Genomic DNA, 26,908 nt, shown 5'->3' with positions numbered 1-26,908 from the left:
CATGGCACGCCAACCTCGACTCATCGTTCCCGAGCAACCGCACCACGTAATCCAGCGCGGCAATAACCGCCAGATCATTTACAGGGAAGAGGCGGACTACCAGCGATTTCTCGTCTGGCTCAAGGAAGGCGCGCGGTTTTATGACGTGGCCATCCATTCATACGTCTTGATGCCGAACCATGTTCACCTGCTGGCAACGCCGAGCGACGCCACCGGCCTGGCACTGATGATGCAGAAGGTTGGCCGACTCTATGTGCCATGGTTTAACCACAAGTACGAGCGCAGCGGTGGCTTGTTCGAGGGGCGTTTCCGCACGTCGCTGATCGACTCGGACCGGTATTTCATGACCTGCAGCCGCTACATCGAGCTCAATCCCGTGCGCGCGCAACTGTCCGTCGGCCCCGGCGAGTATCCATGGTCGAGCTACGCCCACCATGCCGGCGCGCGTCTGGATACGCTCGTCAGTGACCACAGCCTGTTCTGGGCTCTGGGCAACACGCCATTCCAGCGCGAGGCGGCGTATATCGACATGGTCCAGCAGGGTTTGTCATCGGAGGAGGTGGATTTCATCACCACCTCGATTCTGCGAAACAAGCCATTGGGGTCAGACTCGTTCAAGAGTCAGCTGGAGCAAAAAACTCAACGCCAGATCTTGCCAGCCAAGCGTGGCCGACCTTTTAATCCGCCCCTTCCACCGTTCGCACAAGCCTGAAACAGGGCAATTCCCGACACAACGGCACGGTTATTCGTGCCATTTTTTATTGCAGAAACACATTTGAAATCAAGCGCTTAGGATCGGTTACAGAGCACAGCCACAAACCGGATGGACTCTGTCCCCAATTATCGTGTTTCTCAAAAAGTTGTCAAACAATTCGACTCTGACCCTAATTATTGAGGTTGACGGGGGATTTTGCATTGCACTATTCTCGGCATTCGATCCCGTAAAGATGTGGAGAATGTCGCATGATTGCCCAAGGTTTGTATGATCCCGCCAATGAACACGATGCTTGCGGTGTTGGCTTCATCGCCCATATCAAGGGCAACAAGAGTCATTCGATTGTCGAACAGGGTCTGTTGATTCTGAAGAACCTCGACCACCGGGGCGCCGTGGGCGCCGATGCGCTGATGGGCGACGGGGCGGGGATTCTGATCCAGATTCCGGACCAGTACTACCGCGACGAGATGGCGCGCCAGGGCGTCGAGTTGCCCCCGCCTGGCGAATACGGCGTCGGCATGGTGTTCCTGCCGAAAGAGCATGCGTCGCGCATTGCCTGCGAGCAGGAGATCGAACGCGCCGTGCGCATCGAAGGCCAGGTCGTTCTCGGCTGGCGCAATGTGCCGGTCGACGCGACGATGCCGATGTCGCCGTTCGTGCGGGCCAAGGAGCCCGTGATTCGCCAGATTTTCATCGGCCGCGGCCCGGACATCATGGTCACCGATGCACTCGAACGTAAGCTCTACGTCATCCGCAAATCGTCCGGCCACGCGATTCAGGCCCTCAAACTCCTGCACGGCAAGGAATTCTTCGTGCCGTCGATGTCGGCGCGCACCGTCGTCTACAAGGGCCTGCTGCTGGCCGACCAGGTGGGCGTGTTCTACAAGGATCTGCAGGATCCGCGCTGCATCTCGGCCCTGGCCCTGGTCCACCAGCGCTTCTCGACCAACACCTTCCCCGAGTGGCCGCTGGCCCACCCGTACCGCCTGATCGCCCACAACGGCGAGATCAATACCGTCAAGGGCAACTTCAACTGGACCCGCGCGCGCGAAGGCATCCTCAAGTCGGCTGTGCTGGGCGACGACTTGAACAAGCTGTTCCCGCTGATCTATGAAGGCCAGTCGGATACCGCCTGTTTCGATAACGCGCTCGAACTGCTGATCATGGCCGGCTACCCGATCGCCCAGGCAATGATGATGATGATCCCGGAAGCCTGGGAAAATCACGCGTCGATGGACGACAACCGCCGCGCCTTCTACGAATACCACGCCGCGATGATGGAGCCGTGGGACGGCCCGGCGGCGATGGCCTTCACCGATGGCCGCCACATTGGCGGTACGCTCGACCGCAACGGCCTGCGCCCGGCGCGCTACGTCATCACCGAGGACGACCTGGTCGTCATGGCGTCCGAATCGGGCGTGCTGCCGATTCCTGAATCGCGCATCGTCAAGAAGTGGCGCCTCCAGCCAGGCAAGATGTTCCTGATCGACCTCGAAGCCGGCCGCATCATCGACGACAAGGAACTGAAGGACACCTACGCCAACGCCAAGCCGTACAAGGCGTGGATCAAGTCGGTGCGTATCAAACTGGGTGAAATCAAGCTGACCGAATCGCAGCTGGCCGCCGGCCGCGCGAAGGATGCGCAGGGCGAAAAGCCGGCGCTGACGCTGCTCGACCGCCAGCAGGCGTTCGGCTACACGCAGGAAGACCTGAAGTTCCTGATGGCGCCGATGGCCGTGCTGGGCGAAGAAGCCACCGGCTCCATGGGCAACGATTCGCCACTGGCCGTCACGTCCAACAAACTCAAGCCGCTGTATAACTACTTCAAGCAGCTGTTCGCGCAGGTGACCAATCCGCCGATCGATCCGATCCGCGAAAGCATGGTCATGTCGCTGGTCTCGTTCATCGGCCCCAAGCCGAACATCCTCGACACCAACAACGTCAACCCGCCGATGCGCCTCGAAGTCGCGCAGCCGATCCTGAACTTCGACGATATGGCGCGCCTGCGCAATATCGGCCAGCACACCGGCGGCAAGTTCAAGGCCTATGAGCTGAACATCTGCTACCCGGTCACCTGGGGCAAGGAGGGCATCGAAGCGTCGCTGGCCTCGCTGTGCGCCGAAGCGGTCGACGCGGTCAAGTCGGGCCACAACATCTTGATCGTGTCGGATCGCCGCATGTCGCCCGACCTGGTCGCGATTCCTGCGCTGCTGGCCACGTCCAGCGTGCACCAGCACCTGGTGGCGCGCGGCCTGCGCGCCTCCGCCGGCCTCGTGATCGAAACCGGCTCGGCGCGCGAGACGCACCACTTCGCGCTGCTGGCCGGCTACGGCGCCGAAGCCGTGCACCCGTACCTGGCCCTCGAAACGCTGGCCGAACTGGCGCATGGCCTGCCGCAGGAACTGTCGCTTGATACGGTCAGCTACAACTACATCAAGGCCGTCGGCAAAGGCCTGATGAAGGTGATGTCCAAAATGGGCATCTCCACCTACATGTCGTACTGCGGCGCGCAGATCTTCGAGGCCGTGGGCCTGAACAAATCGCTGGTCGACAAGTACTTCAAGGGCACCTCGTCGAACATCGAAGGCATTGGCCTGTTCGAAGTGGCTGAAGAAGCGCTGCGCCTGCACGCGCTGGCCTTCGGCGCCGATCCGGTGCTGGCCAATGCGCTGGACGTCGGCGGCGAGTACGCGTTCCGTGTGCGCGGCGAAGACCACCTGTGGACGCCGGACACGATCGCCAAGCTGCAGCACGCGACGCGCGCCAACAACTTCTCGACCTATAAAGAATATGCGCAGCTGATCAACGATCAGACGCGCCGCCATCTGACGCTGCGCGGCCTGTTCGAATTCAAGATCGACCGCGACAAGGCGATCCCGATCGAAGAAGTCGAATCGGCCAAGGACATCGTCAAGCGCTTTGCCACCGGCGCCATGTCCCTTGGCTCGATCAGCACCGAAGCCCACGCCACGCTGGCCATTGCGATGAACCGCATCGGCGGCAAGAGCAACACGGGCGAGGGCGGCGAAGATCCGGCGCGCTACATGAATGAATTCAAGGGCATCGCAATCAAGAAGGGCGAATCGCTGGCATCGCGCCTGGGCGATGGCCGCGTCGTGGTCGACATCCCGCTCGAAGACGGCGACTCGCTGCGTTCAAAAATCAAGCAGGTGGCGTCGGGCCGCTTTGGCGTCACCGCCGAATACCTGAACTCGGCCGATCAGATCCAGATCAAGATGGCGCAGGGCGCCAAGCCGGGCGAAGGCGGCCAGCTGCCGGGCCATAAAGTGTCCGAGTACATCGCGTCCCTGCGTTTCTCGGTGCCGGGTGTCGGCCTGATCTCGCCACCGCCGCACCATGACATCTATTCGATCGAAGACCTGGCCCAGCTGATCCACGACCTGAAAAACGTGAACCCGCGCGCCTCGATCTCGGTCAAGCTGGTCTCGGAAGTGGGTATCGGCACGGTCGCAGCCGGCGTCTCGAAAGCCAAGGCGGATCACATCGTCGTCGCCGGCCACGATGGCGGCACGGGCGCGTCGCCCCTGTCGTCGGTCAAGCACGCCGGCACGCCGTGGGAACTGGGCCTGGCCGAGACCCAGCAAACGCTGGTCTTGAATGGCCTGCGCAGCCGCATCCGTCTGCAAGCAGATGGCCAGATGCGCACCGGCCGCGACGTCGTCATCGCGGCGATGCTGGGCGCCGATGAAGTGGGCTTTGCCACTGCGCCGCTGGTGGTCGAAGGTTGCATCATGATGCGCAAGTGCCACCTCAATACCTGCCCGGTGGGCGTGGCCACGCAAGACCCGGTACTGCGCGCGAAATTCCAGGGCAAACCCGAGCACGTGGTGAACTACTTCTTCTTCGTCGCCGAAGAAGCGCGCCAGATCATGGCGCAGCTGGGCATCCGCACCTATGACGAACTGATTGGCCGCGCCGACCTGCTCGACAAATCCAAGGCGATCGGCCACTGGAAGGCGCAGGGCCTGGACTTCTCGAACATCTTCTATCAGCCGAAAGTCGAGAGCCAGCGCGCGCTGTTCCATACCGAAGGCCAAGACCATGGCCTGGACAAGGCGCTCGATCACAAGCTGATCGCGCAAGCCAAGGCGGCACTGGAGAAGGGCGAGCGCGTCTCGTTCATCTCGCCGGTCAAGAACCTGAACCGCACCGTCGGCGCCATGCTGTCGGGCGAAGTCGCCACGCGCTACGGCCATGCCGGCCTGCCCGACGACACCATCCACATCCAGCTGCAAGGCACGGCGGGCCAGTCCGCTGCTGCCTTCCTGGCCGGCGGCATCACGATGGACCTGGTCGGCGAAGGCAACGACTACGTTGGCAAGGGCCTGTCGGGCGGACGCATCATCGTGCGGCCGAACACCGAGTTCCGTGGCTGGGCGGTCGACAACATCATCGTCGGTAACACCGTGCTGTATGGCGCGATCTCGGGTGAAGCCTTCTTCAACGGCGTAGCCGGCGAGCGCTTCGCGGTACGCAACTCGGGCGCCACGGCCGTCGTCGAAGGCTGCGGCGACCACGGTTGCGAATACATGACCGGCGGGACCGTGGCGGTGCTGGGCGACACCGGCCGCAACTTCGCCGCCGGCATGTCGGGCGGTGTGGCCTTCGTGTACGACCCGAAGGGCGAATTCGAAGCGCGCTGCAACACGACGATGGTCAATCTCGAGCGGGTGCTGGCGTCGAAAGACCAGACCGACCCGGCGGCCTGGCACAGCCAGTCGCGCACCAGCGAACGCGAGTCGGACGAAGCGATCCTGCGCCGCCTGATCGAGCGCCACTTCAAGTACACCGGCAGCACGCGTGCGCGCAACCTGCTCGACGACTGGGCGAACAGCCGCAGCAAGTTCGTCAAGGTGTTCCCGACCGACTACAAGCGCGCGCTCGAAGAGATGCACTTCTCGAGCATGGAAGAAGCGAACGACAAGATCGATCAGGCCGCGTAAGCAGCCGCGGACCAACGACCAAGGAAAATATTGTGGGCAAAATTACCGGCTTCATGGAATTCGAACGGCAGGAAGAGGATCATCTCGAACCGGTCGCGCGTCTGAAGAACTACAAGGAATTCGTCATCACGCTGACCGACGCGCAGGCGAAGGTGCAGGGCGCGCGCTGCATGGATTGCGGCATCCCGTTCTGTAACACGGGCTGCCCGGTCAACAACATCATCCCGGACTGGAACGACCTGGTCTTCCATGGCAACTACCGCCACGCGCTGGAAAACCTGCACTCGACGAACAACTTCCCCGAGTTCACCGGCCGCATCTGCCCGGCGCCGTGCGAGTCGGCCTGTACGCTCGGGATCAACGACGACCCGGTGGGCATCAAGTCGATCGAGCGCAAGATCATCGACACCGGCTGGGAGCACGGCTGGGTGGTGCCGCAGCCACCCGAACATCGCACGGGCCGCAAGGTCGCCGTCGTCGGTTCCGGGCCTGCCGGCCTGGCCGCGGCCCAGCAACTGGCGCGCGTCGGCCACGACGTGACGGTATTTGAGAAGAGCGATCGCCTGGGCGGCCTGCTGCGTTACGGGATCCCCGACTTCAAGATGGAGAAGGACCTGATCGACCGCCGCGTCGAACAGATGCAGGCCGAAGGCGTCACGTTCCGCACCGGCGTGTTGATTGGCAAGGACTTCCCGGCAGCCGTCAGCAATATGGCGCGCGACACCATCTTCCCGGAAGACCTGGAAAAAGAATTCGACGCCGTGATCATGGCCGGCGGCGCCGAGCAGCCACGTGACCTGCCGGTGCCGGGCCGCCAGCTCAAGGGCGTGCACTTCGCGATGGACTTCCTGCCGCAGCAAAACCGTGTCAATGCCGGCGACAAGCTGAAGGACCAGCTGAAAGCCACCGGCAAGCACGTGATCGTCATCGGCGGCGGCGACACCGGCTCGGACTGCGTCGGCACCTCGAATCGCCATGGCGCGGCGTCGGTGACGCAATTCGAACTGCTGCCGCAACCACCGGAACACGAAAACAAGCCGCTGGTCTGGCCGTACTGGCCAACGCGCCTGCGCACCTCGTCGTCGCACGAAGAAGGTTGCGAGCGCGACTGGGCAGTGGCGACCAAGCGCCTGGAAGGCAAGGGCGGCAAGGTAGAGAAGCTGATCGCCTGCCGCGTCGAATGGAAGGACGGCAAGATGACGGAAGTGCCGGACTCGGAATTCGAACTGAAAGCCGACCTGGTGCTGCTGGCGATGGGCTTTGTCTCGCCGGTGCAGCAGGTGCTCGATGCGTTCGGCGTGCAGAAAGACCCACGCGGCAATGCGCGCGCCACCACCGAGGGCGACCTGGCCTACCAGACATCGAATCCGAAAGTATTTACGGCGGGCGACATGCGTCGTGGTCAATCGCTGGTGGTGTGGGCGATTCGCGAAGGCCGTCAATGCGCGCGGGCAGTCGATGAGTTCCTGATGGGCGCATCGGTCTTGCCACGCTAAGACATATGGTCAATGGCGGTCGTGCAATGCGACCGCCATGTTCGCCGGCTTGCAGACAATCCGGCGACAAATGCATGACAAACTATTTATAAACTGTCACTTGCTAATTCGCAAAGCTATCCCCAATTGGATGCTGCGATGCAAAATAGCCTGGCACGCTGTCGTCCTATCACGCGGCCTGTATCGTGCGGTTTATGTAAATATGTTTCAATTATATTGATTCCTAACAAGGGATCGCAATATTGTCATGTATGCATAATCCAATGAAAACAATCGCTTACAACGTTAAATAGCTGACTGAACAGTTATTAGTGTTGTAATGTCACGTCGTCTGCGGGGGGTAAAATCGGGTCCCTCAAGCGGGTAAATAGCTTTCTGCACTACAATACCGGATTCCCTAACCTCAAATGATGCTGTGTCGAACCTAGTCGAAATCCGCGATCTGCATTTTGCTTACGGTGAGCGTTCCATTCTGTCGAATCTGCGCATGGATTTCCCACGTGGCAAGCTCATTGCTGTCATGGGCGGGTCCGGTTGCGGCAAGACGACGGTGTTGCGCCTCATCGGTGGCCAGATTCGCCCCCAGCGTGGCGAAGTCCGCATTGGCGGCGAAGTCGTGCACAGCCTCGATACGCAGGGGCTGTACCGCCTGCGCCGGCGCATGGGCATGCTGTTCCAGTTTGGCGCACTGTTTACCGACCTGTCGGTGTTCGATAACGTGGCGTTTCCGCTGCGCGAGCACACCGACCTGCCCGAAGAACTCATCCGCGACCTCGTGCTCATGAAGCTCAACGCCGTGGGCCTGCGCAATGCGCACCGCCTCAAGCCGGCCGAGATTTCGGGCGGCATGGCACGCCGTGTGGCCGTGGCCCGCGCTGTGGCGCTCGACCCCGAACTGATCATGTATGACGAGCCGTTCGCCGGCCTCGACCCGATCTCGATGGGGGTGACCGCCAACCTGATCCGCAACCTGAACGACGCCCTCGGCTCGACCTCGATCCTCGTCTCGCACGATGTGCAAGAGTGCTTCGCGATTGCCGATTACGTGTATTTCATGTCCGCTGGCAAGATCGTTGCAGAAGGCACGCCGACCGAACTGCGCGTGTCGACTGACCCGTACGTGCGCCAGTTCGTCAACGCCGAGCCGGACGGTCCGGTGCCGTTCCACTATCCCGGCAAGACGCTGGCCGACGACCTGGGCCTGGGAGCGCGCACATGATCGCCCGCTTCCTCGGTTATATCGGTTGCTCGGTGCGCGAAGGCCTGGCCGGTCTCGGTTTCGCAATCCGCTCGTTCCTCAGCATCCTGCGCGTGTCACCCGGCGCGTTCCGCCGCCCGGGTTTGATTTCCGAGCAGATTCACTTCATCGGTAACTATTCGCTGGTGATCATTGCCGTGTCCGGCCTGTTCGTCGGCATGGTGCTGGGCCTGCAGGGTTATTACACGCTGAACCAGTACGGCGCCGAGCAGATGCTGGGCCAGGTCGTCGCGCTGTCGCTCGTGCGCGAACTGGGTCCGGTCGTCACGGCGCTGCTGTTTGCGGGTCGCGCCGGCACCTCGCTGACGGCGCAGATCGGTCTCATGAAAGCAGGCGAGCAATTGTCGGCCATGGAAATGATGGCGATTAATCCGGTCCAACGGGTACTGGCGCCGCGTTTCTGGGCAGGCGTGATCGCCATGCCGGTGCTGGCGACGGTGTTTTCGGCCGTTGGCGTGATGGGTGGCTACCTCGTCGGCGTGAAATTGATCGGCGTGGATGAAGGTTCTTTCTGGGCCCAGATGCAATCTGGCGTCGATGTGCGCGCTGACGTACTGAACGGCGTGATTAAAAGCTTTATCTTTGGCATCGCCGTGACCTTTACTGCCCTGTTCCAGGGGTACCAGGCCCAGCCGACGCCGGAAGACGTCTCGCGTGCGACCACGCGTACTGTCGTGATCGCATCGCTGCTGGTCTGGGGGCTGAACTTCGTCATGACCGCCCTGATGTTCAATAAATAACTAACACGGTTTTAGGGTAATAAAATGCATCGCAAAACTATCGACGTCTGGGTTGGCCTTTTCGTGCTGCTGGGCTTGGCTGCACTGCTGTTCCTGGCTTTCCAGGCCGGCAATTTGAAGTCCATGTCGTTCGGGCAGACGTATTCCGTCAGCGGCCGCTTTGACAATATCGGCGGCCTCAAGCCGCAGGCGCCCGTCAAGAGCGCTGGTGTGGTCGTCGGCCGCGTGGGCGAGATTGCCTTTGACGACAAGAGTTTCCAGGCATCTGTGCGCCTTGATTTGGATACCGACTATAAATTTCCAAAAGATAGTTCGTTGAAAATCCTGACCGCAGGCCTGCTTGGCGAGCAATACATTGGCATTGAAGCCGGTGGCGACACGAACAATCTGGCCGAGGGCGATCGCATCATCCGCACCCAGTCGGCGACAGTCCTCGAAGACTTGATCAATCAATTTATCTACAGCAAGGCTGCTGATGGAAAGGAAGGTAGTCAATGAACTACACCAACACGCTTTCGCACGTGCGTCTCTGTGCCGCCGCCGCTGCTGTCCTGGTCCTGACCGGTTGCGCGACGACCGCGAACAACCCACAGGATCCGCTCGAAGGTTATAACCGCGCCGTCTATTCGTTCAACGATGCTGTCGACCGCACCGTGCTCAAGCCGACCGCCACCGCCTATAAAAAGGTCGTACCGGGCTTCGCCCAGACGGGCGTGAACAATTTCTTTGGCAACCTGTCGGATGCCTGGAGCTCGATCAACAACTTCCTGCAAGGCAAGGGCGAAGCCGGCGCGACCGATTTCGGCCGTGTGGCGGTCAACTCGACCTTCGGTATTTTCGGCCTGCTGGACATCGCGTCCGAAGCCGGCATGCAGAAGCACAACGAAGATTTCGGCCAAACGCTGGGCAAATGGGGCGTACCGAGCGGTCCGTACTTGATCTTGCCGCTTCTGGGCCCATCTACGGTACGTGATACCGCAGCATTGCCAGCCGATTTCGCGGGCGACATCTGGACCTACAAGACGCCGGTCAACTGGCGCAATGTGGGTACCGGTGTTCGCATCATCGACAAACGCGCCACGTTGCTCGACGCCTCGGGCCTGATGGAAGACGCCGCACTGGACCGCTACGAGTTCCTGCGCGACGGCTACCTGCAGCGCCGCCAGAGCCAGGTCTACGACGGCAATGTGCCGCGCCAGGCTGATGACGTCGCCGAGCCAGCACCTTCCGAAACGAAGTAAGTTGAAAGGAATACGATGAAACCATTCATGCACCTGATCGCTGCCGCCGCAGTCACCGCTGCCTTTTCCACGAGCGTGATCGCCCAGCCAGCCGCCAGCGCCGAAGCGCCGGACGTGCTGGTCAAGCGCATCAGCGCCGAAGTGATCGACAGCGTCAAGAACGACAAGGCCATTCAGTCGGGCGACCGCAGCAAGATCATGGGTCTGGTCAATACCAAGATCCTGCCGTACGTCGACGCCGAAAAAATGACGCAGCAAGCCGCTGGCCGCCACTGGCGCACCGCCACGCCAGACCAGCAAAAGCGCCTGACCACCGAGTTCCGTAACCTGCTGGTCTATACGTACTCCGGTGCGCTGTCGACCATCAAGAACGAAACTGTCGAGTTCAAGCCAATGCGCGCCGCCGCCACCGATACCGATGTCGAAGTGCGCTCGCAGGTCAACGTCGCGCGCGGCGAGCCGATCACGCTGAACTATCGCCTGGCCAAGAACGGCAACGGCTGGAAGATCTATGACGTGAACATCCTGGGCGCCTGGCTGGTCGAGACCTACAAGAGCACCTTCAACAGCGAGATCAGCAAGAGCGGCGTCGATGGCCTGATCAAGCGTCTGGCTGACCGCAATGCGCAACTGGCGTCCAAGCCGCTGGCCGCACCGGCAACGAATGGCTGAGGCAAATCCCATGCTGACGATCGACGCCATGACCTTCGACAGCGCCAGCCTGGCGCTGACGCAGGGTGAGGCAGCGATCAGCGCTGGCGAGACCGTGTTCGATCTGGCTGGCGTGAAGTCGGCCGATTCGTCGGGCGTGGCCCTGCTGCTGGCCTGGCAGCGCCGCGCACTGAGCGCCGGGCACCGGCTCACGTTCATCAACGTGCCGGACAACGTGCGCAAGCTCGCGGCCCTGTACGGGGTCGACACGCTGGTCGCACCAGCATGAATACGGGCAGCTTCGGCTGCCCGTTTTTTTCTTCGCTTCCCCATCCTGCCTCAACGGCGTCCCGCCGGGTTTCTCCGCCTGGCCCGCTTGACATGGCGATTTCACCTATAATGGACTGTTTCCCTGCACGGTCCTGGTGCGTTCCCCAGCCGGCCTCCGTTTTGTTTTGACTATCGCGCGTTGCGCCTCCCATTTCGCATGACTGCAATCCAGATTGACCGTGTCGAGAAGAGCTACAAAGGCTTCAAGGCGCTCAAGGGCGTGTCCCTTTCCATCGAAGAGGGCGAGTTCTTTGGCCTGCTGGGCCCGAATGGCGCCGGCAAGACCACCCTCATTTCCACCATCGCGGGCCTGATCCGGCCCGACGCCGGCAGCGTGAAAATCCATGGCCACGATGTCGTGACCGATTTTCGCGAAGCGCGCAAGCGCCTGGGCGTCGTGCCGCAGGAGCTGGTGTTCGATCCGTTCTTCACGGTGCGCGAAACGCTGCGCCTGCAGTCGGGCTACTTCGACATCCGCAACAACGATGGCTGGATCGACGAAGTGATGCACAACCTCGACCTGACCGACAAGGCCGACGTGAACATGCGCGCGCTGTCGGGCGGCATGAAGCGGCGCGTGCTGGTGGCGCAGGCCCTCGTGCACCGTCCGCCCGTTATCGTGCTGGATGAACCGACCGCCGGTGTCGACGTCGAACTGCGCCAGACGCTGTGGAAGTTCATCGCGCGCCTGAACCGCGAAGGCGGACACACGGTGGTACTCACCACCCACTATCTCGAAGAAGCGCAGGCCATGTGCCAGCGCGTGGCGATGCTCAAGCAGGGCAATGTGGTGGCGCTCGACACGATGAGCACGCTGCTGCGCCGCGTCTCGGGCTCACAGCTGGTCGTGCATCTGAAGTCCGGCACGCTGCCGGCTGAACTGCGTCCGCTCGTGTCGCACGACGAACCCAATAACGGCAACAACAAATACACGCTGCGCGTGAACGACTACGCCGATGTCGAACCGATCCTGGCGCGCCTGCGCGAAGCCGGCGCCGTCATCGACGAGATGCAGCTGCAGCAGGCCGACCTGGAAGACATCTTCATCCAGATCATGGAAGAGGGTAAGCAATGAATCTGTTCTCCATCGGGTTCCGTACCCTGTTCTACAAAGAGTCGCTGCGCTTCTGGAAGGTGGCCACGCAAACCGTCGCCGCGCCGGTCGTTACCGCCATGCTGTACCTCGTCATCTTCGGCCATGTGCTCGACGGCCGGGTCGAAATGCTCGAGGGCGTGGCCTACACGTCGTTCCTGATTCCCGGCCTCGTGATGATGAGCGTCCTGCAAAATGCATTTGCCAATTCGTCGTCGTCGCTGATCCAGTCCAAGATCAGCGGCAACCTGGTCTTCATCCTGCTGGCGCCCCTGTCGCACGCCGAGATCCTGGCGGCGTATGTCGGCGCGGCGGTGCTGCGCGGGATCGCCGTCGGCGCCGGCGTGTTTGCCATTACCGCCTGGTTTGCGCACCTGACCTTTGTCGCGCCCGTGTGGATCGTCGTATTCGCGATCCTGGGCGCCGCCATTCTCGGCACGATGGGCGTCATCGCCGGCATCTGGGCCGAAAAATTCGACCAGCTGGCCGCGTTCCAGAACTTCCTGATCATGCCGGCCACGTTCCTGGCCGGGGTGTTCTATTCGGTACAAAAACTGCCGCCATTCTGGCTGGCCGTCTCGCATTTCAACCCGTTCTTTTATATGATTGACGGGTTCCGTTACGGGTTCTTCGGCCAGTCCGACGTGTCGCCGTGGACCAGCCTGGCCATCGTGTCCGTGTTCTTCGCGGTGCTGACGGCCATGGCGATCAACCTGCTCAAGCGCGGCTACAAGCTGCGCCACTAAAAATTTTTGGAGTTATCGTGGCCACCACACCCGAACTGATACACGGCTATCTCAGCGCCGGCCTTGAATGCACCCACCTGACCGTCAATGGCGACGGCCAGCACTTCGAGGCGGTGATCGTCTCGCCGGCGTTCGTCGGCAAGCGCTCGATCCAGCGCCACCAGATCGTGTACGCCGCGCTGGGCGACCGCATGCGCGAGGAAATCCACGCGCTGTCGATGAAAACCCTGACCCCTGAAGAATTCAAAGGCTAATCATGGACAAGCTCCAGATCGTTGGCGGCAAACGCCTGCAAGGTGACATCGCGATTTCCGGCGCCAAGAATGCGGCGCTGCCCATCCTGTGCGCGGGCCTGCTCACCGCAGGTGACCTGCACCTGTGCAACGTGCCGCGCCTGCATGACGTGCGCACGATGCTCAAGCTTCTGGAAACCACTGGCCTGAAAATCGATCTGGACGACGAACACGTCACCATGAACGGCAGCGCGATCAACAATCTGGTCGCGCCGTACGAACTGGTGAAAACCATGCGCGCCTCGATCCTGGTGCTGGGTCCTCTGCTGGCGCGCTTCGGCGAAGCCAAGGTGTCGCTGCCCGGTGGCTGCGCCATCGGCTCGCGCCCGGTCGACCAGCACATCCAGGGCCTGCGCGCGATGGGCGCCGAGATCACGATCGAAGGCGGCTACATCCACGCCAGGGCCACGAAGCTCAAGGGCGCGCGCATCCGCACCGACATGATCACCGTGACCGGCACCGAGAACCTGCTCATGGCTGCAACGCTGGCCGACGGCGAGACGGTGCTCGAAAACGCCGCGCGCGAGCCGGAAGTGACCGACCTGGCCAATCTGCTGGTGGCCATGGGCGCCAAGATCGACGGCATCGGCACCGACCGCCTGGTGATCCAGGGCGTGCCGGAACTGCACGGCGCCAGCCATGCGGTGATTTCGGACCGCATCGAAGCAGCGACCTTCCTGTGCGCCGTCGCGGCCACCGGCGGCGACATCCAGCTGACCAATACCCGCACCGACATCTTCGACGTGGCGCTTGATAAACTGCGCGAAATCGGCCTGCAACTGACCGTCGGCGCGGACACCATCCGCGCGAAGATGGACGGTCGCCCGCAGCCGGTGTCGTTCCGCACGACCGAGTATCCGGGCTTCCCGACCGACATGCAGGCGCAGTTCATGGCCGTCAACACGATCGCTGGCGGCGCCTCGCGCGTGACCGAGACGATTTTTGAAAACCGCTTCATGCACGTGCAAGAGATGAACCGCCTGGGCGCGCAGATCACGACCGACGGCAATACCGCGTTCATCGATGGCGTCACACGCCTGATTGGCGCACCGGTCATGGCGACCGACCTGCGCGCGTCGGCCTCGCTCGTCATTGCCGGCATGGCCGCCGAAGGCACGACGCTGATCGATCGCATCTACCACCTCGATCGCGGCTACGACCGCATGGAAGTGAAGCTGTCGGCGGTGGGCGCCGACATCGTCCGCATCAAGTAATCACATCGAATCACCATGACTTTTACCAGCAATACGGACGAGACCCAGCTGATCCTGGCGCTGTCCAAGGGCCGCATCTTCGAAGACACCCTGCCGCTGTTGTCGGCCGCCGGGATCGAGGTGCTGGAAAACCCGGAAACCTCGCGCAAGCTGATCCTGCCGACCAATGACCCGGGCGTGCGCGTGCTGATCGTGCGCGCCTCCGACGTGCCGACCTACGTCCAGTACGGCGCCGCCGATTTCGGCGTGGCCGGCAAGGACGTGCTGCTCGAGCATGGCGGCGAAGGGCTGTACCAGCCGATCGACCTGCGCATCGCCGAATGCCGCATGTCGGTCGCGGTCAACGCGGGCTTCGACTACGAAAGCGCCGTGCGCCAGGGCGCGCGCCTGCGCGTGGCGACCAAGTTCGTCAACACGGCGCGCGAGCACTTTGCCCGCAAGGGTGTGCACGTCGACCTGATCAAGCTGTATGGCTCGATGGAACTGGCGCCGCTGGTAGGCCTGTCCGACGCCATCGTCGACGTGGTCTCGACCGGCGGCACGCTGCGCGCCAACAACCTGGTCGAAGTCGAAAAGATCATGGACATCTCCTCGCGCCTGGTGGTCAACCAGGCTGCGCTCAAGCTCAAGCGCGAGCGCCTGCAACCGATCCTGGACGCGTTCGAACGCGCCTCCAAAGCAAAAGGCTAGACGCAAAATGGCAGTACAGATCCGCAAGCTCGATTCGACCGCACCCGACTTCGCCACCACGCTGAGCGCGCTGCTCGCGTTTGAAGCCGAAACCGACGACGCCATCGAACTGGCCGTGGCCGGCATCCTGCGCGATGTAAAAGCGCGGGGCGACGCCGCCGTGCTCGAGTACACGAACAAATTCGACCGCATCCCGAACGGCGGCGCGACCTCGATGGCGCAGTTCGACATTGGCCAGGCCGAGCTGGAAGCCGCGCTGGCTGCGCTGCCCGACGACCAGCGCGCCGCGCTGCAGGTGGCGGCCGACCGCGTGCGCGTGTACCACGAGCGCCAGAAAGAATCGTCGACCGGCTTCACCTTCACCGAGCCTGACGGCACCGTGCTGGGCCAGCGCGTGACGCCCCTGGACCGGGTCGGCATCTATGTCCCCGGCGGCAAGGCCGCGTATCCGTCGTCGGTCCTGATGAACGCGATTCCGGCCCACGTGGCCGGCGTCAAGGAAATCATCATGGTCGTGCCGACCCCGGACGGCGTGAAGAACCAGATGGTGCTGGCTGCGGCGGCCATTGCGGGCGTCACGCGCGTGATCACCATTGGCGGCGCGCAGGCGGTTGGCGCGCTGGCGTATGGCACCGAGACCATCCAGGCCGTCGACAAGATTGTCGGCCCCGGCAACGCGTATGTCGCCGCCGCCAAGCGCCGCGTGTTCGGCACGGTCGGCATCGACATGATCGCGGGCCCGTCCGAAATCCTCGTGCTGTGCGATGGCACCACCGATCCGGACTGGATCGCGATGGACCTGTTTTCGCAGGCCGAGCACGACGAACTGGCGCAGGCCATCCTGCTGTGCCCCGACGCCGACTACATCGCCCAAGTCGAAGCGAGCATCCAGAAGCTGCTGCCGACGATGCCGCGCGCGGCCACCATCACGACGTCGCTGGGCGATCGTGGCGCGTTGATCAAGGTGCGCAGCATGGACGAGGCGTGCGAGATCGCCAGCAGCATCGCGGCCGAACACCTCGAAATCTCGGCTGAAGATCCACAACAGTGGGCCGATAAGATCCGCCACGCCGGCGCGATGTTCCTGGGCCGTTACTCGTCCGAGTCATTGGGCGACTATTGCTGCGGTCCGAACCACGTGCTGCCAACGTCGCGCACGGCGCGCTTCTCGTCGCCGCTGGGCGTGTACGATTTCCAGAAACGCTCGTCGATCATCCAGGTCAGCGAAGCGGGCGCGCAAACGCTGGGCAAGGTCGCGGCCACGCTGGCGTACGGCGAAGGTCTGCAGGCGCACGCGCGCAGCGCGGAACTACGACTGGATCCCGTTCCTTTGCCAACTGCACCCCAGGCATCATGAAAGACTGGGTCAACCAGGTATTCTGCGAGGATGCGCTGCTTGGCTTGGCGCGCATCCCGGACGGGTCCATCGACCTGATCCTGACTGACCCGCCGTACAACCTGGGCAAGGACTATGGCAACGCCTCGGACCAGCAAAGCGTCGAGGCCTACCTGGCCTGGACCGAGCAGTGGATCGACGCGGCAGTGCCCAAGCTCAAGCCCAACGGCAGCCTGTACATTTTTCTGACGTGGCGCTTCACGCCCGAGATCTTCGTGATGCTGAAAAAACGCATGACGATGATGAACGAGATCATCTGGGACCGCCGCGTGCCGTCGATGGGCGGCAGCGTGCGCAGCTTCTCGTCGGTGCACGACACGATCGGCTTTTTCGCCAACCGCAAGGATTACTACTTCGACCTGGACGCCGTGCGCATCCCGTATGACGCCGCGACCAAGAAGGCCCGCTCGCGCTCGATCTTCATCGGCGCCAAGTGGCTCGAAGTGGGCTACAACCCGAAGGACGTCTGGAGCGTGTCGCGCCTGCACCGCGAGCATCCGGAGCGCGCCGACCACCCGACGCAAAAGCCCCTCGAGATCATCGAGCGCATGGTCAAGGCCTCGTGCCCGCCGGGCGGGATCGTGCTCGACCCGTTCATGGGCAGCGGCACGACGGCCATCGCCGCCAAGCGACTGGGCCGCCAGTACACCGGCTTCGAACTCAATCCCGCGTATTGCGCCATCATCCACGAGCGCCTCGCGGCGCCCGAGGTGCCGCTGACCGGGGCAAAAAAACGCAAGGCGGCCAAGGCCGCCATGGCCACACTCTCCACGGAAGAAACTTCATGACCGACATCGCCAAACTGATCGAGAACACCATTCGCGCCGACGTGCGCGCCGTGGGGGGATACCACGTGCCGGACTCGGTTGGCTACGTCAAGCTCGACGCGATGGAAAACCCGTACCAGCTGCCGGACGCGCTGCGCACGCAGCTCGGCGCGCGCCTGGCCGACGCGGCCCTGAACCGTTATCCGGTGCCGTCGTACCGCACGCTGAAGGACGCCATCTGCGCCAAGCTGGGCATCCCGGCCGGCTACGATGTCCTGCTCGGCAACGGCTCGGATGAGCTGATCACGATCCTGGCAACCACCATCGCGCGCCAGGAGCGCGACGGTTCCAAGCGCGCCGTGGTGATGGCGCCGGTGCCGGCGTTCGTGATGTTTTCGCGTTCGGCGCAGTTTGCCGGCGCCGATTTTGTCGGCGTGCCGATCAAGCCCGACTTTTCGCTGGACCTGCCGGCGATGCTGGCCGCCATCGACGAGCACAAGCCGTCGCTGGTCTTTCTCGCGTACCCGAATAACCCGACCGGCAACCTGTACGACGCGGCCGACATGGAAGCGATCATCACGGCGCTGGGTGAGCATGGCGTGGTCGTCGTCGACGAAGCCTACCAGCCGTTCGCCAAGGTCAGCTTCATGGACCGCCTGCCGCAGCACCCGAACCTGATCGTGATGCGCACGCTGTCGAAGCTCGGCCTGGCCGGCATCCGCCTCGGGTACATGACGGCGGCCGCGCCGCTGCTGGCCGAATTCGAAAAGGTGCGCCCACCGTACAACGTGAATATCCTGACCCAGGTGGCGGCCGAATTCGCCCTCGAGCATCTGGATGTGCTGGATCGCCAAGCCGAGCTGCTGAACGTCGAGCGCACCCGCCTGGCCACGGAACTGGCTGGCCTGCCGGGCGTGGAAGTGTTCCCGTCGGCCGCCAATTTCATCGCGCTGCGCGTGCCCGATGCCGAGCGCGCCTGCAAGCTTCTCCACGGCGAGAAGGTCCTGATCAAAAATTTGAGTAAAATGCACACATTGCTGGCCAACTGCATCCGCGTCACGGTCAGCACGCCGCAAGAAAACGACCAGTTCCTGACCGCCCTGAAGGCTTCCCTGTAGTAGCGTCCCGTAGTTACGTACCTTGAAAAGCGCCCGAGCAATGACCCGTACCGCCGACATTACCCGCAATACCAACGAAACGCAGATCCGCGTCTCGATCAACCTGGACGGCACCGGCCGCCAGAAGCTCAACACGGGCGTGCCGTTCCTCGACCACATGCTCGACCAGATCGCACGCCACGGCATGTTCGACCTCGAAGTCGAAGCCGTGGGCGACCTGCACATCGACGCGCACCACACGGTCGAAGACACCGGCATCACGCTCGGCATGGCCGTGGCCAAGGCCATTGGCGACCGCAAGGGTATCCGCCGCTATGGCCACGCCTACGTGCCGCTGGACGAAGCGCTGTCGCGCGTCGTGATCGACTTCTCGGGCCGCCCGGGTCTGGAAATGCACATCCCGTTCACGCGCGCCATGATCGGCACCTTTGACGTCGACCTGACCGGCGAATTCTTCCGCGGTTTCGTCAACCACGCCGGCGTGACGCTGCACATCGATAACCTGCGCGGTGTGAACGCCCACCACCAGTGCGAAACCGTGTTCAAGGCATTCGGCCGCGCGCTGCGCATGGCCAGCGAGCTCGATGAACGCGCCGCCGGCATCATCCCGTCGACCAAGGGCAGCCTGTAAGGCGAGACGCGACATGGCCAATAAAATTGTTGTGGTCGACGGACTGGGCAACCTGCGCTCGGTGGTCCAGGCGCTGCGCGCCGCCGCGCCCGAAGCCGACGTGCTCGTTTCCAGCTCGGCCGCCGACCTCGATGCAGCCGACCGCATCGTGCTGCCGGGGCAGGGCGCCATGCGCGACTGCATGAGCAGCCTGCGCGAATCGGGCCTGGAAGACGCATTGCTGCGCGCCGCAAAAACGCGCCCGATCATGGGCGTGTGCGTGGGCGAGCAGATGCTGTTCGACGCCAGCGAAGAAAACGGCGGCACGCCGGGCCTGGGCTTGTTGCCGGGCAAGGTCGTTCGGTTTCAGCTCGACGGCAAACTGCAGAACGACGGCTCGCGCTTCAAGGTCCCGCAAATGGGCTGGAACCGCGTGCGCCAGTCGCGCGCCCACCCGCTGTGGGACGGCGTCGATGACAACAGCTACTTCTATTTCGTGCACAGTTATTACGCAGCGCCCGAAAACGCGCATGATGTGATCGGCGAAGCCGATTACGGCGGCCCGTTCTGCTGCGCTGTCGGCCGCGATAATATCGTCGCCACCCAGTTCCACCCGGAGAAAAGTGCGGCTGCCGGCTTGCGCCTGTACCGCAATTTCATTCACTGGAATCCCTGACGCATTTGCGTTAAATTCGTGCTGTTCAATCCCCGTTAACTCTACCGACAACGACCATGCTGCTGATCCCCGCCATCGACCTGAAAGACGGTCACTGCGTTCGCCTCCAACAAGGCGATATGGAACTCGCCACCGTGTTTTCCGAAGATCCTGCCGAAATGGCGCTGCATTGGCTCAAGCAGGGCGCGCGGCGCCTGCACCTGGTCGACCTGAACGGCGCATTCGCGGGCAAACCAAAGAACGAATCGGCCATCAAGTCGATCCTGCAGATCGTGCAGGAATACGCTGAAGACAACGGCATCGATGAGATCCCGGTCCAGCTGGGCGGCGGCATCCGCGACCTCGACACCATCGAGCGCTACCTGGATGACGGCATCAGCTACATCATCGTCGGCACCGCCGCCGTGAAGAACCCGGGCTTCCTGCACGACGCCTGCGGCGCCTTCCCTGGCCACATCATCGTGGGCCTGGACGCGCGCGACGGCAAGGTCGCCACCGACGGCTGGAGCAAGATGTCGGGCCACGAAGTGATCGACCTGGCCAAGAAATTCGAAGGCTACGGCGTCGAATCGATTGTCTACACCGACATCGGCCGCGACGGCATGATGGGCGGCGTGAACATCGACGCGACCGTCAAGCTGGCGCGCGCGGTGAAGATCCCGTGATCGCCTCGGGCGGCGTGCACGTGCTGGCCGACGTCGAAGCGCTGTGCGCGGTGCAGGACGAAGGCATCGAGGGCGTGATCTGCGGCCGCTCGATCTACGAAGGCACGCTCGACCTGGCCTCGGCCCAGGATCGCGCCGATGAACTGACCGAAGGGACGCAGGCGTAAAGCCGGGCCTACCGCCCCCAAGCCGTCGTTCCCGCGAAGGCGGGAACCCCAGTTTTCGCGCGCAGTCGATGTGCGTGCAGACTTGGGTCCCCGCCTTCGCGGGGATGACGTGCATAAGCTAACGCAGAGATTTCTATGCTCGCAAAACGCATCATCCCCTGCCTGGACGTCACCGGCGGCCGGGTCGTCAAGGGCGTCAACTTCAACGAGTTGCGCGACGCCGGCGATCCGGTCGAAATCGCGCGCCGCTATGACGCACAAGGCGCCGACGAAATCACTTTCCTTGACATCACCGCCTCGAGCGATGGCCGCGACCTGATCCTGCCGATCATCGAAGCCGTTGCCTCGACCGTGTTCATTCCCCTCACCGTCGGTGGCGGCGTGCGCAAGGTGGAAGACGTGCGCCGCCTGCTCAATGCCGGTGCCGACAAGGTCAGCATGAACACGTCGGCCGTCACCAACCCGCAACTGGTATTCGACTGCGCCCACAAGCACGGTTCGCAGTGCATCGTGGTGGCAATCGACGCCAAGCAGATCGCCCCGGGCCGCTGGGAAGTCTTCACCCATGGCGGGCGCAATGCGACGGGGCTGGACGCCGTCGAATGGGCACGCAAGATGGAAAGCCTGGGCGCCGGTGAGCTGCTGCTCACATCGATGGACCGCGACGGCACCAAATCGGGCTTCGACCTGGGCTTAACGCGCGCCGTGTCCGACGCCGTGGGCATCCCCGTGATCGCCTCGGGCGGCGTCGGTGGCCTGGAAGACTTGGCCAACGGCATCCTGCAGGGCCACGCTGACGCGGTGCTGGCGGCCAGCATTTTCCACTATGGGCAGCACACGGTCGGGGAAGCCAAGCGCTTCATGCATGACCGCGGTATCCCGATGCGCCTGGAGTAACGCAATGACAACGAATGCCAAATGGCTCAACAAGGTGCGCTGGGATGAACAGGGCCTGGTGCCCGTCATCGCGCAAGAGGCGACCACCGGCGACGTGCTGATGTTCGCCTGGATGAACCGCGAAGCGCTGACCCGCACCGTCGAATCGGGCGAAGCCGTGTACTGGAGCCGCTCGCGCAAGAAGCTGTGGCACAAGGGCGAAGAGTCCGGCCACATCCAGAAGGTGAGCGAGATCCGCCTGGACTGCGACGAAGACGTCGTTCTGCTCAAGATCGAGCAGGTCGGCGGGATCGCCTGCCATACCGGACGCCACTCGTGCTTCTTCCAGAAATACGACAACGGCGACTGGCACAGCGTCGAACCGGTGCTGCAGGACCCCGATACGATTTATTCAAAAGACAAGAAGACCCCATGAGCGTTACCCTGGCCCGCGTCGCGGCCGTGATCGAATCGCGCAAACCCGCCAATGGCGGCGACCCGGCCGCATCGTATGTTGCCAAGCTGTTCGCCAAGGGCGACGACGCCATCCTGAAAAAGATCGGCGAGGAAGCCACCGAACTGGTGATGGCCGCCAAGGACGCCCGCGTCGATGGCGATGCCGCCAAGGTGCTGTATGAATGCGCCGACCTGTGGTTCCACTCGCTGGTGCTGCTGGCCAGGTTCGACCTCACGCCGCAGCAGGTGCTCGACGAGCTGGCGCGGCGCGAAGGCGTGTCGGGGCTGGACGAGAAAGCCGCGCGCACTGACGCCTGAGCCTGCACGCCGGCCGCGTGCATGGCTGGCGTGCCAACCCGCCGAACCGGTGTCATAATCAGTCCTTCGTCGTCATGCCGATGTCATGGAGCCTTGGTAGGATGCCCGTGCTCGCTTGCGTGTCATGCAATGTAATCATCTGGAGACCGAATGGATAACTGCATTTTTTGCAAGATCGTTGCCAAGCAGATTCCGGCTGCCATCGTCTATGAAGATGATGACGTGCTGGCGTTCAAGGACATCAATCCGGCAGCGCCCGTGCACTTGCTGGTGATTCCGAAGGTGCACGTGGCCACGTTGTCCGATTGCACCGACGAGCATGCGGCACTGCTGGGCAAGATGCTGGCGCTGGCGCCGAAACTTGCCGAGCAAAATGGTATTGCGGTCAAGACAGATGCCGATGGCACGCCCAGCGGCGGTTTCAAGACGCTGATCAATGCCGGTCCGGATGGCGGGCAAGAGGTGTATCACCTGCATCTGCACATGTACGGCGGTCCGCGTCCATGGCGTGGGCTGGGGCTGTAAGCAGCGTCCAGGTTTGGCTTACGTGCGGGTTAAGTTCGGGTTAAGTTCGATTAGGAGCAGTGCGCTCCCGCATCGCATATACTCGGTGTGTATGCAGTTTGCGCTTCACTAATTTTTCAGGCGCCAGGCGCCATCAGGAGAACAATATGGGTGGATTGAGTATTTGGCACTGGGTCATCGTGCTCGTGGTCGTGATGCTGATTTTCGGTACCAAGAAGATCAGCAATATGGGTTCCGATCTGGGCAAGGCCGTCAAGGGCTTCAAGGATGGCGTCAAGGGTGACGAAGAGCGCGCTGCCGAAGCAGAAGCCGCCCGTGTCCAGGCAACGCAGCAGGTGGCCGACAAGTCGACCATCGACGTGGAAGCCCGCGACAAGACCCGCCTGTAAGCCGGCGTCCTCATGATCGATCTTGGACTGTCGAAAATCGCGATCATCGGCGTTGTCGCGCTGATCGTGATCGGGCCGCAAAAGCTGCCCAAGGTGGCGCGCATGGCTGGCACGCTCTACGGGCGTGCCCAGCGTTACCTGCATGACATCAAGTCCGAGGTCAGCCGTGAAATCGAACTCGACGAACTGCGCAACCTGCACAAGGAAGTGCAGGACCGTGCGCAGTCGTTCAAGAACGACGTCGAATCGGCGACGAGCGAATTCGGCTCGTCCGTTACCAGCCACGTCGATGAGGTCGAGGCCTTGTGGGACGAGCGCGGCTCGCATGAAAGCGCGCATGTCATCACGCCCACCGTGGCCGACATCGACCGCAAGGCCAAGGACTTTCGTCGCAAGAAGCTGGTGCGCACGTCCAGCGTGCCGGCCTGGTACAAGAACCGCCATGGCACCAAGCGCCATGTGATGTCGGGCGCGGCCCGCGTGCGCAAGTACCGTCCCGGTGCCGGCACGAATTCCACTTCCTCTTTTTTCTGATCGCCTAGCTGATGACTGAACAAGCCGCCGGCGAAGATACCTTCATCTCGCACCTCGTCGAGCTGCGTGACCGCCTGGTCAAGGCCTCGATCGGCATTGCGATCGTGTGCGCCGCGCTGATGGCGTGGCCTGGCCCGTCCCAGATCTATGACCTGATCGCCGCACCAATGATCGCGTCGCTGCCGCCAGGCTCGACCATGATCGCCACCGGCGTGATTTCGCCGTTTCTGGTACCAATGAAGGTCACACTGCTGCTGTCCTTCATCCTGGCGCTGCCCTGGGTGTTCTACCAGGCCTGGGCCTTCATCGCGCCGGGCCTGTATGCCCATGAAAAGCGCCTGGTGATGCCGCTCGTGATTTCGTCGTCGCTGCTGTTCATCGGCGGCGTGGCGTTCTGTTATTTCTTCGTGTTTGGCCGTGTGTTCCACTTCATCAGCGCGTTTGCGCCGACGTCGATCGCGGTCACACCGGATATTGAAAACTACCTCGATTTCGTGATGTCGATGTGCCTGGCGTTCGGCGCCTCGTTCGAAGTGCCGGTGGTCGTCGTGATCCTGGTGCGCATGGGCATCGTGCCGATCGAGAAGCTGCGCGAAGTGCGCTCGTACGTCATCGTCGGCGCGTTCGTCATCTCGGCGATCGTCACGCCGCCGGACGTGGTCAGCCAGCTGGCGCTGGCCATCCCCATGTGCCTGCTCTATGAGCTGGGCCTGATGGTCGCACCGATGTTCGCCCGCGCCACGCGCGCACCCGAAGAAACGGCGTAACAGAAACCCGCAGCCGGGCATCGTCGCCGCACCCCAACCCACGTCGTTCCCGCGCAGGCGGGAACCCAATTCAGCAGGCGTGCCCTGCGGCGTAAGCCAAAGCCGGCACGACGCGACGAACTGGGGTTCCCGCCTTCGCGGGAACGACGTACCGGATGCTATTGCACCATTACTGCATCAACTCCGAAATCATCTTGACCGGCGCATTGCCGTAGCTCAGGAACTGGTCGTGGAACGCCTTCAGGTTGAAACGCTCGCCCAGCTGCGCCTTGCGGCGCTCGCGCAGTTCCATGATCTGCTCGTAGCCGCTGTAGTAGCTGGTCAGCTGGACCGACGTCAGCGTGGCGCGACGCCACTTTTCATCGGCTTCCTGGCGCGTCTGGAAGGCCTGGCGCGTCAGCAGGTCGATCGCCTGCGCCTGATTCATGCCGTTCACGTGCACGCTGTAGTCGAGAATCGTGTTGGTCACGCTGCGCAGGTTCCACTTCGAGTACATCAGCCACATCTCGGGCGCGTTGTCGCCATAACCCGATTCGAGCATCATGCGCTCGCCGTAGACCGCCCAGCCCTCGACCATCGCGCCATTGCCAAAGAGTGACTTGACCAGCGACGGCGAGCGGTTCGCATGCACCAGCTGCGCATAGTGGCCCGGAATCGCTTCGTGGATGTTCAGGATCTGCAGGATCCATTCGTTGTACTCGCGCAGGCTGCTCTCGGCCTGGGCGTCCGTCAGGCTGTCCATCGGCGTGACGTTGTAGTACGTCTTGTCCTTGGCGCGGTACGGGCCCGGCGCATCGATGCTTGCACCGGCCACGCCGCGCTGGTACATCGGCGTTTCGCGCACTTCGAGCGGTTTGCTCGGGTCGAGCGTCAGCAGGTCATGCTTGATCACCCAGTCCTGCAGCAGCGGGATCTGGCGCCGGATCTCGGTGAAGAAGTCCTGGCGTTTGACGTGACGGGCGGACAGCTTGTCGATCATCATGCCGATCTTCTGGAAGCGCTCCGCTGGCTTGGTCACGCCGGCCATGTAGCGCGGCCACAATTCGTCCGAGATCTTGTCCATGTGCGTGAGCAGCTCTTCGCGCGTGGCCAGGGCCTTGCGGTAGGTCTGCTCGGCGCTGCTGGACGACTGGATGTCGAGCGCGAACTTCTGCTCATACAGCGCCTTGCCGATGCGGAACGGCCGGGCCTGGCCATTGGCGGCCTGGCGCTTTTCCATGTCGCTCAAGAAGTCGACGTAGCCCAGCACCGCGGTGCCGGCGTTGGCGATGCGCTGCGCGAAGATGGTCTTTTCCTGCGTGGTCAGGATCGATTCCTGGGCCGCCTTGCCCAGGTCGGCCAGCACCGCCAGCGTGCCCGGCGCCTGGCTGATTGCCAGTTGGGTGTGCTCGCGGGTCGGCGTTTTGATCGATGCCTGTGCAGCCGCGTAATAGGCTGGCACGTCGGTCAGGCGCTTGAGGATCGTGCGCAGGCGCTGCGGCTTGGCTGCGTACTCGGTATTGAGGATCAGGTCGAGCGGCGCGGCGATGTTGTAGGCCGACGGGTTCCACTCGAACTCGCGCCAGGTGGTCAGCGCCCAGCGGTCCTTTTCCAGCTTGTTGAGCAGCAGGACCAGGTCGGTGCGGTAGCGTGGCGAAAGCTGCTTCGGATCGAGCTTGCCGAATTTTTCCAGCCACTCGTTGGCAAAGGCCAGCTGTTTGGCGCGGGTGGCAGGGTCGGGCAGCGTCAGGTTCGCGGCCTGGTCGAACTTGCCGACATAGATGCCGCCTTCCGGATCGACGCGCCACAGCGCCGTCAGGTACTGCATGCTCAGCGTGGACATGCGGCGATCCAGGCGGCCTTCGCTGGCCTTCGCCGGCGCGGCGCTGTCACTGGCGCTGGCACTCTTGCTGGCAACAGCGGCAGTCGCACCAATGGCAGCGGCGCCGACGACGGCCTTCTTGGCCTTGGTCGACTTCTTGACGACCTTCGTCGATTTTGCTTTGCTCTTGGCTGGCTTGGTGGCGGCGCTGGCCGGCGCCAGTGCGAAGCAGGCCAGCACGGCTGCCAGCGCGATTTTCGTTTTTATCATCGTATTCGGCCCTGTAACAAGTGTGAATTCGTGATCCGCAACGGCGCGAATCGCGTGCAGGTTAGCACCAAACCCGCCGTTTGCGGACGGATGAAACATTCCGACACGAACGGGACAAAGTGCAATATTACTGTTCTATCAA

At 62.6% G+C, this 26,908-nt stretch carries 27 protein-coding genes and 1 pseudogene; 27 read left to right on the top strand and 1 reads right to left on the bottom strand.

What is annotated here, in order from left to right:
* Nucleotide 1: 1 nt before the first annotated feature.
* The 27 genes and pseudogenes from ACZ0AJ_RS19330 (at nucleotide 2) to tatC (ending at nucleotide 24,695) form a co-directional block, all read left to right on the top strand.
* A complete protein-coding gene (locus ACZ0AJ_RS19330; protein WP_499456031.1) occupies nucleotides 2-712 on the top strand; it encodes a transposase in 711 nt (236 codons plus the stop codon).
* A gap of 251 nt (nucleotides 713-963) precedes the next feature.
* A complete protein-coding gene (locus ACZ0AJ_RS19325) occupies nucleotides 964-5,679 on the top strand; it encodes a glutamate synthase-related protein (protein WP_499456030.1) in 4,716 nt (1,571 codons plus the stop codon).
* Nucleotides 5,680-5,711: 32 nt separating this feature from the next.
* Nucleotides 5,712-7,175 (top strand): glutamate synthase subunit beta, encoded by a 1,464-nt coding sequence (locus ACZ0AJ_RS19320; RefSeq protein ID WP_499456029.1) that lies wholly within the window; start codon nucleotides 5,712-5,714, stop codon nucleotides 7,173-7,175.
* Between the two features lie 415 nt (nucleotides 7,176-7,590).
* The gene (locus ACZ0AJ_RS19315; RefSeq protein WP_183555094.1) at nucleotides 7,591-8,394 is read left to right on the top strand and encodes an ABC transporter ATP-binding protein; all 804 of its coding nucleotides are present in this window, start codon (nucleotides 7,591-7,593) and stop codon (nucleotides 8,392-8,394) included.
* Complete coding sequence (mlaE, locus tag ACZ0AJ_RS19310; protein ID WP_183555096.1) at nucleotides 8,391-9,173, top strand: lipid asymmetry maintenance ABC transporter permease subunit MlaE; 783 nt, start codon at nucleotides 8,391-8,393, stop codon at nucleotides 9,171-9,173. The genes ACZ0AJ_RS19315 and mlaE overlap by 4 nt, the downstream gene beginning before the upstream one ends.
* 24 nt (nucleotides 9,174-9,197) lie before the next feature.
* Nucleotides 9,198-9,671, top strand: coding sequence for an outer membrane lipid asymmetry maintenance protein MlaD (gene mlaD / locus ACZ0AJ_RS19305; RefSeq protein ID WP_183555097.1), 474 nt, complete (start codon nucleotides 9,198-9,200; stop codon nucleotides 9,669-9,671).
* Nucleotides 9,668-10,414 (top strand): MlaA family lipoprotein, encoded by a 747-nt coding sequence (locus tag ACZ0AJ_RS19300; protein ID WP_258836821.1) that lies wholly within the window; start codon nucleotides 9,668-9,670, stop codon nucleotides 10,412-10,414. Before mlaD ends, ACZ0AJ_RS19300 begins: the two co-directional genes overlap by 4 nt.
* 15 nt (nucleotides 10,415-10,429) lie before the next feature.
* Nucleotides 10,430-11,086, top strand: coding sequence for an MlaC/ttg2D family ABC transporter substrate-binding protein (locus ACZ0AJ_RS19295; RefSeq protein ID WP_499456027.1), 657 nt, complete (start codon nucleotides 10,430-10,432; stop codon nucleotides 11,084-11,086).
* A gap of 10 nt (nucleotides 11,087-11,096) precedes the next feature.
* The gene (locus tag ACZ0AJ_RS19290) at nucleotides 11,097-11,354 is read left to right on the top strand and encodes an STAS domain-containing protein (protein ID WP_499456026.1); all 258 of its coding nucleotides are present in this window, start codon (nucleotides 11,097-11,099) and stop codon (nucleotides 11,352-11,354) included.
* Nucleotides 11,355-11,552: 198 nt separating this feature from the next.
* On the top strand, nucleotides 11,553-12,470 hold the full coding sequence (locus tag ACZ0AJ_RS19285) for an ABC transporter ATP-binding protein (protein ID WP_499456024.1): 918 nt from the start codon (nucleotides 11,553-11,555) through the stop codon (nucleotides 12,468-12,470).
* Nucleotides 12,467-13,234, top strand: a complete 768-nt coding sequence (locus ACZ0AJ_RS19280) for an ABC transporter permease (protein ID WP_183555107.1) — start codon at nucleotides 12,467-12,469, stop codon at nucleotides 13,232-13,234. The genes ACZ0AJ_RS19285 and ACZ0AJ_RS19280 overlap by 4 nt, the downstream gene beginning before the upstream one ends.
* Nucleotides 13,235-13,251: 17 nt before the next feature.
* Nucleotides 13,252-13,488: a BolA family protein gene (locus tag ACZ0AJ_RS19275; RefSeq protein ID WP_183555109.1), complete on the top strand. Its 237-nt coding sequence runs from the start codon at nucleotides 13,252-13,254 to the stop codon at nucleotides 13,486-13,488.
* Between the two features lie 2 nt (nucleotides 13,489-13,490).
* Nucleotides 13,491-14,741: a UDP-N-acetylglucosamine 1-carboxyvinyltransferase gene (gene murA / locus ACZ0AJ_RS19270; protein ID WP_499456022.1), complete on the top strand. Its 1,251-nt coding sequence runs from the start codon at nucleotides 13,491-13,493 to the stop codon at nucleotides 14,739-14,741.
* A gap of 15 nt (nucleotides 14,742-14,756) precedes the next feature.
* A complete protein-coding gene (gene hisG / locus ACZ0AJ_RS19265; RefSeq protein ID WP_183555113.1) occupies nucleotides 14,757-15,431 on the top strand; it encodes an ATP phosphoribosyltransferase in 675 nt (224 codons plus the stop codon).
* Between the two features lie 7 nt (nucleotides 15,432-15,438).
* Entirely contained in the window at nucleotides 15,439-16,788 is a 1,350-nt protein-coding gene (gene hisD, locus ACZ0AJ_RS19260) for a histidinol dehydrogenase (protein ID WP_499456020.1), read from the top strand.
* Nucleotides 16,785-17,615: a DNA-methyltransferase gene (locus ACZ0AJ_RS19255; protein ID WP_499456018.1), complete on the top strand. Its 831-nt coding sequence runs from the start codon at nucleotides 16,785-16,787 to the stop codon at nucleotides 17,613-17,615. The genes hisD and ACZ0AJ_RS19255 overlap by 4 nt, the downstream gene beginning before the upstream one ends.
* Nucleotides 17,612-18,712: a histidinol-phosphate transaminase gene (hisC, locus tag ACZ0AJ_RS19250; RefSeq protein ID WP_499456017.1), complete on the top strand. Its 1,101-nt coding sequence runs from the start codon at nucleotides 17,612-17,614 to the stop codon at nucleotides 18,710-18,712. Before ACZ0AJ_RS19255 ends, hisC begins: the two co-directional genes overlap by 4 nt.
* Before the next feature lie 40 nt (nucleotides 18,713-18,752).
* The gene (gene hisB / locus ACZ0AJ_RS19245; RefSeq protein ID WP_183555121.1) at nucleotides 18,753-19,343 is read left to right on the top strand and encodes an imidazoleglycerol-phosphate dehydratase HisB; all 591 of its coding nucleotides are present in this window, start codon (nucleotides 18,753-18,755) and stop codon (nucleotides 19,341-19,343) included.
* Nucleotides 19,344-19,356: 13 nt separating this feature from the next.
* Nucleotides 19,357-19,998: an imidazole glycerol phosphate synthase subunit HisH gene (gene hisH, locus ACZ0AJ_RS19240; RefSeq protein WP_183555123.1), complete on the top strand. Its 642-nt coding sequence runs from the start codon at nucleotides 19,357-19,359 to the stop codon at nucleotides 19,996-19,998.
* A 56-nt stretch (nucleotides 19,999-20,054) separates the two neighbouring features.
* Nucleotides 20,055-20,830: pseudogene (gene hisA / locus ACZ0AJ_RS19235) on the top strand (1-(5-phosphoribosyl)-5-[(5-phosphoribosylamino)methylideneamino]imidazole-4-carboxamide isomerase).
* 135 nt (nucleotides 20,831-20,965) lie between these two features.
* Nucleotides 20,966-21,727: an imidazole glycerol phosphate synthase subunit HisF gene (gene hisF, locus ACZ0AJ_RS19230; protein WP_183555127.1), complete on the top strand. Its 762-nt coding sequence runs from the start codon at nucleotides 20,966-20,968 to the stop codon at nucleotides 21,725-21,727.
* Between the two features lie 4 nt (nucleotides 21,728-21,731).
* A complete protein-coding gene (gene hisI, locus ACZ0AJ_RS19225; protein ID WP_499456015.1) occupies nucleotides 21,732-22,142 on the top strand; it encodes a phosphoribosyl-AMP cyclohydrolase in 411 nt (136 codons plus the stop codon).
* Nucleotides 22,139-22,480 carry a phosphoribosyl-ATP diphosphatase gene (locus tag ACZ0AJ_RS19220; protein WP_499456014.1) on the top strand — a complete coding sequence of 114 codons (342 nt, stop codon included), beginning with the start codon at nucleotides 22,139-22,141 and terminating at the stop codon, nucleotides 22,478-22,480. Before hisI ends, ACZ0AJ_RS19220 begins: the two co-directional genes overlap by 4 nt.
* Before the next feature lie 150 nt (nucleotides 22,481-22,630).
* A complete protein-coding gene (locus tag ACZ0AJ_RS19215) occupies nucleotides 22,631-23,005 on the top strand; it encodes a histidine triad nucleotide-binding protein (RefSeq protein ID WP_499456013.1) in 375 nt (124 codons plus the stop codon).
* Nucleotides 23,006-23,151: 146 nt separating this feature from the next.
* Entirely contained in the window at nucleotides 23,152-23,394 is a 243-nt protein-coding gene (gene tatA / locus ACZ0AJ_RS19210) for a Sec-independent protein translocase subunit TatA (RefSeq protein WP_183555135.1), read from the top strand.
* 12 nt (nucleotides 23,395-23,406) lie between these two features.
* Nucleotides 23,407-23,928 (top strand): Sec-independent protein translocase protein TatB, encoded by a 522-nt coding sequence (gene tatB / locus ACZ0AJ_RS19205; RefSeq protein ID WP_183555137.1) that lies wholly within the window; start codon nucleotides 23,407-23,409, stop codon nucleotides 23,926-23,928.
* An 11-nt stretch (nucleotides 23,929-23,939) separates the two neighbouring features.
* On the top strand, nucleotides 23,940-24,695 hold the full coding sequence (gene tatC, locus ACZ0AJ_RS19200; RefSeq protein WP_499456012.1) for a twin-arginine translocase subunit TatC: 756 nt from the start codon (nucleotides 23,940-23,942) through the stop codon (nucleotides 24,693-24,695).
* A 169-nt stretch (nucleotides 24,696-24,864) separates the two neighbouring features.
* Here tatC and ACZ0AJ_RS19195 read toward each other — a convergent pair whose 3' ends face one another.
* Complete coding sequence (locus ACZ0AJ_RS19195) at nucleotides 24,865-26,766, bottom strand: DUF885 domain-containing protein (protein WP_499456010.1); 1,902 nt, start codon at nucleotides 26,764-26,766, stop codon at nucleotides 24,865-24,867.
* Between the last annotated feature and the right edge of the window lie 142 nt (nucleotides 26,767-26,908).

This window comes from Telluria sp. AC161 (assembly GCF_979258535.1).
The sequence above is the reverse complement of the archived record's forward strand: the minus strand, read 5'-3'. Positions and strand labels throughout refer to the sequence as shown.

Coding starts and splice junctions, on each gene's coding strand:
- ACZ0AJ_RS19330 (WP_499456031.1), top strand. CDS start 2: ATGGCACGCCAACCTCGACTCATCGTTCCCGAGCAACCGCACCACGTA.
- ACZ0AJ_RS19325 (WP_499456030.1), top strand. CDS start 964: ATGATTGCCCAAGGTTTGTATGATCCCGCCAATGAACACGATGCTTGC.
- mlaE (WP_183555096.1), top strand. CDS start 8,391: ATGATCGCCCGCTTCCTCGGTTATATCGGTTGCTCGGTGCGCGAAGGC.
- mlaD (WP_183555097.1), top strand. CDS start 9,198: ATGCATCGCAAAACTATCGACGTCTGGGTTGGCCTTTTCGTGCTGCTG.
- ACZ0AJ_RS19300 (WP_258836821.1), top strand. CDS start 9,668: ATGAACTACACCAACACGCTTTCGCACGTGCGTCTCTGTGCCGCCGCC.
- ACZ0AJ_RS19295 (WP_499456027.1), top strand. CDS start 10,430: ATGAAACCATTCATGCACCTGATCGCTGCCGCCGCAGTCACCGCTGCC.
- ACZ0AJ_RS19290 (WP_499456026.1), top strand. CDS start 11,097: ATGCTGACGATCGACGCCATGACCTTCGACAGCGCCAGCCTGGCGCTG.
- ACZ0AJ_RS19285 (WP_499456024.1), top strand. CDS start 11,553: ATGACTGCAATCCAGATTGACCGTGTCGAGAAGAGCTACAAAGGCTTC.
- ACZ0AJ_RS19280 (WP_183555107.1), top strand. CDS start 12,467: ATGAATCTGTTCTCCATCGGGTTCCGTACCCTGTTCTACAAAGAGTCG.
- murA (WP_499456022.1), top strand. CDS start 13,491: ATGGACAAGCTCCAGATCGTTGGCGGCAAACGCCTGCAAGGTGACATC.
- hisG (WP_183555113.1), top strand. CDS start 14,757: ATGACTTTTACCAGCAATACGGACGAGACCCAGCTGATCCTGGCGCTG.
- hisD (WP_499456020.1), top strand. CDS start 15,439: ATGGCAGTACAGATCCGCAAGCTCGATTCGACCGCACCCGACTTCGCC.
- ACZ0AJ_RS19255 (WP_499456018.1), top strand. CDS start 16,785: ATGAAAGACTGGGTCAACCAGGTATTCTGCGAGGATGCGCTGCTTGGC.
- hisC (WP_499456017.1), top strand. CDS start 17,612: ATGACCGACATCGCCAAACTGATCGAGAACACCATTCGCGCCGACGTG.
- hisB (WP_183555121.1), top strand. CDS start 18,753: ATGACCCGTACCGCCGACATTACCCGCAATACCAACGAAACGCAGATC.
- hisH (WP_183555123.1), top strand. CDS start 19,357: ATGGCCAATAAAATTGTTGTGGTCGACGGACTGGGCAACCTGCGCTCG.
- hisF (WP_183555127.1), top strand. CDS start 20,966: ATGCTCGCAAAACGCATCATCCCCTGCCTGGACGTCACCGGCGGCCGG.
- hisI (WP_499456015.1), top strand. CDS start 21,732: ATGACAACGAATGCCAAATGGCTCAACAAGGTGCGCTGGGATGAACAG.
- ACZ0AJ_RS19220 (WP_499456014.1), top strand. CDS start 22,139: ATGAGCGTTACCCTGGCCCGCGTCGCGGCCGTGATCGAATCGCGCAAA.
- ACZ0AJ_RS19215 (WP_499456013.1), top strand. CDS start 22,631: ATGGATAACTGCATTTTTTGCAAGATCGTTGCCAAGCAGATTCCGGCT.
- tatA (WP_183555135.1), top strand. CDS start 23,152: ATGGGTGGATTGAGTATTTGGCACTGGGTCATCGTGCTCGTGGTCGTG.
- tatB (WP_183555137.1), top strand. CDS start 23,407: ATGATCGATCTTGGACTGTCGAAAATCGCGATCATCGGCGTTGTCGCG.
- tatC (WP_499456012.1), top strand. CDS start 23,940: ATGACTGAACAAGCCGCCGGCGAAGATACCTTCATCTCGCACCTCGTC.
- ACZ0AJ_RS19195 (WP_499456010.1), bottom strand. CDS start 26,766: ATGATAAAAACGAAAATCGCGCTGGCAGCCGTGCTGGCCTGCTTCGCA.